Origin of the sequence: Streptomyces sp. 8L, assembly GCF_020176795.1 — a bacterium.
Classification (GTDB): domain Bacteria; phylum Actinomycetota; class Actinomycetes; order Streptomycetales; family Streptomycetaceae; genus Streptomyces.
On the sequence record NZ_JAIUKE010000535.1, the window covers coordinates 1 to 7,490 of the forward strand.

The following is a 7,490-nucleotide window of genomic DNA, read 5'->3' on the forward strand; positions in this document are numbered from 1 at the left end:
GCCCCCCCCCCCGCGGCGCCCGCGCCGCGCTCAGGGCCCCCGGGCGGGCACGCCGCCGCCGGCCACCGGGGCCGCGGGGACGTGTCTTCGCCATCTCGTCCGCCCGGGCCGGCTCGTTCGATCGTACCGGCACGGTGACCGGCGCCCGGGGGGCCGGGGGGGCGGCGGTACCCGCCGGGACCTGCGCCGACGGCCCGGGGGCGGCTGGCAGGGCGGCGCGGCGGACCCGCGCCGGTGGCCGTCCGCCGACATCGAAGGGCCGTCCTGGCGACGTCTTCCCGCGCGCGGGCCCGGCGCGTACAGTCGTTGATCTTGCGCCGCCCGGGGTCGGAGCGCAGCGCCCCGCCGAACCCGCACCGCCCCGCGCCCGGCGGCGGCATCCGTCCACGCCCGTCCACACCGTTCACGGAGGTCGAGACCACGATGACGTCGCAACTGCGCAGCGCCCAGTGGTACGGCGGCGACGACCGCGACGGCTACATCCACCGCGCCTGGATGCGCAGGGGGCTGCCGTCCGACGCGTTCTCCGGCCGTCCGCACATCGCCATCGCCAACACGGCGTCCGACCTCACTCCCTGCAACGCGCACCTGAACGAGGTCGCGTCGTCGGTCAGGGACGGCATCCACGAGGCGGGCGGCATCCCGCTCAACCTGCCCGTCGTCTCCCTCGGCGAGACGCTGCTGCGGCCGACGGCGATGCTGTGGCGGAACATGGCGGCGATGGCCACCGAGGAGATGCTGCGCGGCAACCCCGTCGACGGGGTCGTCCTGCTCGGCGGCTGCGACAAGACCATCCCCGCGCTGCTGATGGCCGCCGCCTCCGTGGACCTGCCCGCTGTCGTCGTCCCCGGCGGCCCGATGCTCACCGGCACCTTCCGCGGCGCCGCGCTCGGCTGCGGCACCGACGTCTGGCGGCTCAGCGAGGAGGTGCGCGGCGGGACCCTCAGCCGCGAGGACTTCATCCGCTCCGAGTGCGCGATGATCCGCAGCCGAGGCCACTGCAACACCATGGGCACCGCCTCCACCATGGGCCTGCTCGCCGAGGCGCTCGGCACGGTCGTGCCCGGCCTCGCGGGTACCCCGGCCCCGGACAGCAGGCTGCTGGAGTCCGCGCACGCCACCGGGAAGCTCGCGGTGGAACTCGTGCACGAGGACCGCACGCCGGGAACGCTGCTGACCCGCGCCTCCTTCCACAACGCGATCGTCGCGCTCGCCGCGATCGGCGGCTCCACCAACGCGGTCGTGCACCTGCTGGCGATAGCGGGCCGCCTCGGCGTCGAGCTGACGCTGGACGACTTCGACCGCATCGGCTCCCGCGTGCCGCTGCTCGTCGACCTCCAGCCCGCCGGCCGGTTCCTGATGGACGACCTGCACCGCGCGGGCGGCCTGCTCGCCGTGTTGCGGGAGGTCCGCGACCTGCTCGACCCGGACGCGCGCACCGTCACGGGGCGGCCGCTCGTGGACCACCTCGACGACGCGCGCGTCTGGGACCGCGAGGTCATCAGGGCACGCGAGAGCCCGCTCAAGGAGGCGGCGGGCATCGCCGTGCTGCGCGGCAACCTCGCGCCGAGCGGCGCGATCATCAAACCGGCCGCGGCCTCCGCGCACCTGCTGAGCCATCGCGGGCGCGCCGTCGTCTTCGACAGCATCGAGGACTTCCACGCCCGCATCGACGACCCGGATCTCGACGTGGACGCGGACTCGGTGCTCGTCCTGCGCGGCTGCGGGCCCAAGGGCTACCCGGGCATGCCGGAGGTCTCCAACATGCCCCTGCCGAGGAAGCTCCTGGAGAGCGGGGTACGCGACATGGTGCGGGTGTGCGACGGGCGGATGAGCGGCACCGCGTACGGGACGGTGGTCCTGCATGTCGCGCCGGAGGCCGCCGCGGGCGGTCCGCTCGCGCTCATACGCACCGGGGACGTCATCGAACTCGACGTCGCGGCGCGGACGTTGACCGTCGACGTGCCGGACGCCGAACTGGCCGCACGGACCCCGGGCCGGGCGACGACGGACGGCTACGCCGCACCGGCACGCGGCTGGGAGCGGCTCTACATCGACCATGTCTCGGGCGCTGACACCGGCGCGGACCTCGACTTCCTGACCGGTTCCACGGGACCGGCGGTCGGCCGCGAGTCGCACTGAGGCGCACGGTCCCCGCTCGGCCCGCCCGGCCCGCCCGGCCCGCTCACCCGGGCGGCGACCGGGGCCCACGCCGGTGACACGCCCCGGCGGCGGCTCGTACGATCGGGGCATGATCGAGACGGAACGGCTGATGCTCAGGCCTCTGACGGTCGCGGACGCGGATCGGTTCGTGGCGCTGCACGCGGACGAGCGGGTCAACCGCTTCGTCGGCTCGTACACCCGTGAGCGGGCCGAGGAGCGGCTCGCCGGCATCGAACGGCAGTGGGCGGAGCGCGGCCACGGCCTGTGCGCCGTGGAGTTGAAGGAGACGGGCGGGTTCATCGGGCGCAGCGGGCTGCAGTACTGGGAGTCCTTCGACGAGACGGAGCTCGGCTGGACCTTCGCCGCGGAGGCGTGGGGCAAGGGGTACGCGACCGAGGCGGCGCGCGCCGCGCTCGCCTGGGGCTGGGAGGCGCTGAGCGTCCCGTACGTCACGGCGATGATCCGGCACGGCAACACGCCGTCCGTGCGGGTCGCGGAGCGGCTCGGCTTCACACCGCTGCGGGAGGACGAACTGGGCGGCAACCCGGTGACGGTGTACTCCTGCGCGCGGCCCGCCGTGTGACAGGTTGTACGGCGTGAACGTCATCGCGTGGATTGTCGAAGGCACCTGGCCCGCCTGTGTGGACGCCGTACGCGCCCACGCGCCCGAGGACGCGTCCCTGACGCTGCTGCACGTGAGCGACGCGGAGGTGCCAGGCGTCGCCCACGGAGCCTTCGCCGGGCTCCTCGGCCGGGGGCACCCCGGGCACGATCCGGGCCGGGTACTCGAAGGCCTGGAGGCCGAGTCCGCCGCCGCGCTCCTCGCGGAGGCGGCGGAGCGGCTCGGCCGCCCGTGCGCCACCCGTGCGCTGTCGGGCCGGACGGAGCGCGTGGTCGTCGCCGCCGCGCGCGACGCGGACCTGCTGGTGCTGGCACGCGACGGCGACCGGGCACGGCTCGGGCCGCACAGTCTGGCCCCGGCGAGCCGGTTCGTCGTGGACCACGCGCCCTGCCAGGTCCTGCTGGTCTGGCCGGAGAGCGTCCCCGACCTCACGACCCTCCCCCCGGAGCCGCCGCGCCCGCCGGAGCACCCGGGCCCGCCGGAGCACCCGGGCCCGCCGCACCGGCCGTGAGGGGCGCACCGAGGCATCGGGATACCGGGTACGAGGGGGGCGTGAGGACCGCTGCCGTGCGGGGCGACCGGGATACGGGCGGGGCGCGTGCGGACGGCTGTCGCCCGGACGGTCACCCGGGCCGGTCGCTCAGGAACCGGCCCAGGAACTCCCGGGTACGGGGCTGCCGCGGGTGGTCGAGCACCTCCTCGGGGGTGCCGCTCTCCAGGACCTGGCCCCCGTCCATGAAGACCACCCCGTCGGCGACCTCCCGGGCGAACCCGATCTCGTGGGTGACGACGATCATCGTCAGACCGTCCCGCGCCAGGTCGCGCATCGTCGCGAGGACCTCGCCGACCCGCTCGGCGTCGAGAGCGCTGGCGGGCTCGTCGAAGAGCATGAGCTTCGGCTCCATCGCCAGCGCGCGGGCGATGGCGACGCGCTGCTGCTGGCCGCCGGAGAGCTGGCGCGGGTAGACGTCGGCCCGGTCACCGAGCCCCACCCGGGCGAGCAGCGCCCCGGCCCGCTCGCGGCCCCCCCCCCCCCCCCCCCCCCCCCCCCCCCCGCCCCCCCCGCCCCCCCCCCGGCGGGGGGCCCGCCCCCCGGCGCTCGCCCAGCACCCCGCAGGGAGCCTCGATCACGTTCTCCATGACCGTCAGGTGCGGGAACAGGTTGAAGTGCTGGAAGACCATGCCGATGTCGCGGCGCTGCCGGGTCACCTCGCGCGGCTTGAGATGCCGGACACCGGTACGGGTGCGCCGGAACCCGATGAGTTCGCCCGCGACGCGCAGGGAGCCGCCGTCCGGCACTTCGAGGTGGTTGAGGCAGCGCAGGAACGTCGACTTGCCGGAGCCCGAGGGCCCGAGCAGCACGACCACCTCGCCGTTGCCCACGGTCAGGTCGATGCCCTTCAGCACCTCCAGGTGGCCGAAGTGCTTGCGCACACCGCGGGCGGCCACCATCGGGACCTCCGGCGCCGGGGCGGAGCCGGACCGTTCGGGCGTGGTGCTCATTTCTCCTCCTGGGCGGCGGAAGCGGCGTCTGGAGCGGCGTCCGAAGCGCCGGCGGGAAGGCCGGGGTCGCCGGAACAGGCGGGTGCGGTGGGTACGGCGGCGGCCCGGCGGCGGAAGACGGCGAAGTCCCAGAAGCTCTGGCGCGGGTTGCGGGTGGCGCCGCGGGCGTAGTGGTGCTCGATGTACGACTGCCCCACGTACAGCACCGACGTCATGATCAGGTACCAGAGGCACGCCACGATCAGCAGCGGAATGGTCTGGAAGGTGCGGTTGTAGATCGACTGGGCCGTGTACAGCAGATCGGCCAGCGCGATCACACTCACCAGCGACGTGGCCTTCAGCATGTTGATGATCTGGCTGCCGGTCGGCGGCACGATGAACCGCATGGCCTGCGGCAGGATCACCCGGCGCAGCACCCGCCCGGAACTCATGCCCAGCGCCGCGGCGGCCTCGCTCTGGCCCGGATCGACCCCGAGCAGGCCGCCGCGCACGATCTCCGCCATGTAGGCGGCCTCGTTGAGGCCGAGGCCGAGGATCGCGGCGAGGAAGGGAGTGATCAGTGTGTTGGTCTCACCGCTCACGAACGAGGGCCCGAACGGCACCCCGAGCGACAGCTGCGGCAGCAGCGCGGACATGTTGTACCAGAACACGAGCTGGACCAGCACCGGGATGCCGCGGAAGAACCAGACGTACGCGCCGCACACCGAGCTCAGCACCCGGTTGTCGGACATGCGGCCGACCGCGACGAGGACACCGCCGCCGATGCCGATGGCCATGGCGACGACGGTCAGTTCGAGCGTGGTGGCGATGCCGTGCCCGATGACACTCGCGTTCAGATACGAACCGACCACCGGCCATTCGAAGTTGGAGTTGGTCACGAGGAAGTGCGCCAACTGGGCGGCGAGGACGGCGAGGACGAGGACGGCGAGCCAGCGCAGCGGATGGCGCACGGGCGCCGCGCCGGCCACGTCGACGGGCGCGGACGCGTCCCGGCGGGCGTCCGAGGTGTGCGGCGGATCGAGTTTTCCGGTCAGGGCGGCCATGTCGGCTCACCTCCTGTGCTGACGGCGGTCGGGTGGAGAGGCGCTGCGCGGTGTCGTGCGACGTGCGGTCCCGCGCGGCGCGGTGCGGGACGGTGTGTTCGCGTGTGGTGTGTATGTGCGCGGCGGGTTCGCGTGTGGTGTGTTCGTGCGCGGCGGGTTCGCGCGGGCCGCATCCGTGTGGTGGACGGAAACGGCGACGGCGACACCGCCGGGGACGGTGCGGACGGTGTCCCTCTGCATCCGGGGCGCCTCAGGAGACGGCGAGGTTGATGCCGGCCTTCTTGATCTCATTTCCCTTGAGACCCCATTTCTCCATGATCTTCTCGTACGTGCCGTTGTCCATCAGCTTCTGGACGGCGTCCCTGAGCACCCCGCCGAGCGGCGAGCCCTTGCCCACCACCGCGCCCTGGTAGAGCGTGGTGAAGCCGTTCGCCTCGCCGACACCGGCGAGCTGCAGCTGATCCTTGGCCTGGGCGACGAAGTACGTCAGCGGGGACTGCGAGGAGAAGAACGCGTCGGCCCGGCCCGAGCGCACCGCCAGGATGGAACTGGGCTGGTCCTTGTAGGACTGGACCTGGACCGGCTTCGCGTGCCGCGCCGCGCACTTCGCGGCCTGGCCCTTGATCACCTTTTCCGCTGAACCGCCGGACATTACGGCGATCCGGGTGCCGCACGTCGAGGCCAGGGACGTGAGGTGGTGCGGATTGCCCTTCGGCACCGCGAACACCACGAACTCCTGCACCCAGTCGACGAAGTCGTCCGAGCCCTGGCGGTCCTTGAAGTCGCCGATGGGCCCGAGCGCGAAGTCGAAGCGGCCCGCCTTGATACCGGTGAGCTGGGTGGGCAGCCCGTCGGCCGACACGTCCTTGATCCGCACACCGAGCACATGACCGAGGGCGGTGCCGAGGTCCTCGGTCGCCCCGGTGAGCCCCTTGCCGTCGTCGTTCACGATCTCGTACGGAGGGAACGAGCCGTTGTTGACCGACACCAGGGTCCCCGAGGCCCGGTTCTTCGCGGGCAGTCTCGCGTGCAGCGCGGGGTCCAGGGGCTGGTCGAGGTCGACCCGGACACCCCGCGCGCCGCTCTGCACGGTGTCCACGGCGCCCGGCGGGTTGGCGCCGCAGGCGGTGAGGGCGGCCCCCAGGACGAGGGCGAGCGCTGCCGCGCCCAGCGGTGTCCGGCGGCGGACTGGCTTCATCGGAGACCTCCGGATCGGGTGTTGGTGCGGGTTGGGTGTGCTGGTGGTTGGTGTGATGCGGTCGGGCTCGGCGCCGTCCGTCAGGTGGTGAGGGCGGGGAGCCCGGCCGGTACGGTCCCGGGCGCGTGCACCCGGGCGTCGACGGCGAACCTCCGGTTGGCCCGTACCGGCAGTGTCTCCCGGGCGGTGGCGGTGAAGGCGGGGTCCGCCTCGGCCCACGCGAGGCCCGGGGCGGCGCCGAGCCGGGCGCGTACCGTACCCAGCGGATCGACCACCAGGCTGTTGCCGATGTTGCGGGGCCCGCACTCGCCGCTCGCCGCGACCCAGCAGGTGTTCTCCAGCGCGCGTGCGGCGATCATGATCTCCCAGTGCCGTTCCTTGGCGGGGCCCCTGACCCAGGCGGCGGGGAGCGCGAGGACGTCGGCGCCGGCGTCCGCGAGCAACCGCGCCATTTCGGGGAACCGTACGTCGTAGCAGGTCATGAGGCCCACCCGGGTGCCGGCGTGGTCGAAGGTGACGGGTGGTTCCGCGGCCGGACGCACATGGGCCGACTCCTGGGTGCCGAAGGCGTCGTACAGGTGCAGTTTGCGGTAGACGGTGACGATCTCCCCGCCGGCCAGCACCACGAGTGTGTTGAACACCCTCCCGTCGTCGGACGGTTCGTGGATGCCGACGACCACGGCGGTGGTGCCGCCCGTGGTCGCCTCGCGCAGTCCGGTGACGAACGGGCCGTCCAGCGGCTGGGCCACCTCCCGGATGCGGTGGCGGTCCTCGGTGAACCGGGCGAGGACGCCCTCGGGGAGGACGAGCAGGTCCGCGCCGCCGTCCTGGGCGCGGGCGGTCAATGAACGGCAGATGTCCAGGTTGGGTGCCCAGTCGGGGGTGGCGGCGAACTGGCCGGTGGCGATGCGCATGGAAGACGCTCCGGGGATCGGGACGTGAGGGACGTGTGGGGGAGAGC

General features: G+C 73.5%; 6 protein-coding genes and 1 pseudogene. 3 read left to right on the forward strand and 4 right to left on the reverse strand.

The window, feature by feature from the left end; genetic code table 11:
- Positions 1 to 423: 423 nt before the first annotated feature.
- The 3 genes from LCE31_RS33500 (at position 424) to LCE31_RS33510 (ending at position 3,296) form a co-directional block, all read left to right on the forward strand.
- Positions 424 to 2,142 carry an IlvD/Edd family dehydratase gene (locus tag LCE31_RS33500; RefSeq protein WP_225021221.1) on the forward strand — a complete coding sequence of 573 codons (1,719 nt, stop codon included), beginning with the start codon at positions 424 to 426 and terminating at the stop codon, positions 2,140 to 2,142.
- A 109-nt stretch (positions 2,143 to 2,251) separates the two neighbouring features.
- A complete protein-coding gene (locus LCE31_RS33505) occupies positions 2,252 to 2,746 on the forward strand; it encodes a GNAT family N-acetyltransferase (RefSeq protein ID WP_225021210.1) in 495 nt (164 codons plus the stop codon).
- Between the two features lie 13 nt (positions 2,747 to 2,759).
- Positions 2,760 to 3,296 (forward strand): universal stress protein, encoded by a 537-nt coding sequence (locus LCE31_RS33510; RefSeq protein WP_225021212.1) that lies wholly within the window; start codon positions 2,760 to 2,762, stop codon positions 3,294 to 3,296.
- Between the two features lie 112 nt (positions 3,297 to 3,408).
- Here LCE31_RS33510 and LCE31_RS33515 read toward each other — a convergent pair.
- From LCE31_RS33515 to LCE31_RS33530, 4 genes and pseudogenes are all read right to left on the reverse strand, one after another.
- Positions 3,409 to 4,237, reverse strand: a pseudogene (locus LCE31_RS33515) (amino acid ABC transporter ATP-binding protein).
- Positions 4,238 to 4,284: 47 nt separating this feature from the next.
- Positions 4,285 to 5,331: an amino acid ABC transporter permease gene (locus tag LCE31_RS33520; protein ID WP_225021214.1), complete on the reverse strand. Its 1,047-nt coding sequence runs from the start codon at positions 5,329 to 5,331 to the stop codon at positions 4,285 to 4,287.
- Between the two features lie 250 nt (positions 5,332 to 5,581).
- Positions 5,582 to 6,529: an ABC transporter substrate-binding protein gene (locus tag LCE31_RS33525; protein ID WP_225021216.1), complete on the reverse strand. Its 948-nt coding sequence runs from the start codon at positions 6,527 to 6,529 to the stop codon at positions 5,582 to 5,584.
- 80 nt (positions 6,530 to 6,609) lie between these two features.
- Entirely contained in the window at positions 6,610 to 7,443 is an 834-nt protein-coding gene (locus tag LCE31_RS33530) for a nitrilase-related carbon-nitrogen hydrolase (RefSeq protein ID WP_225021219.1), read from the reverse strand.
- Positions 7,444 to 7,490 lie beyond the last annotated feature (47 nt).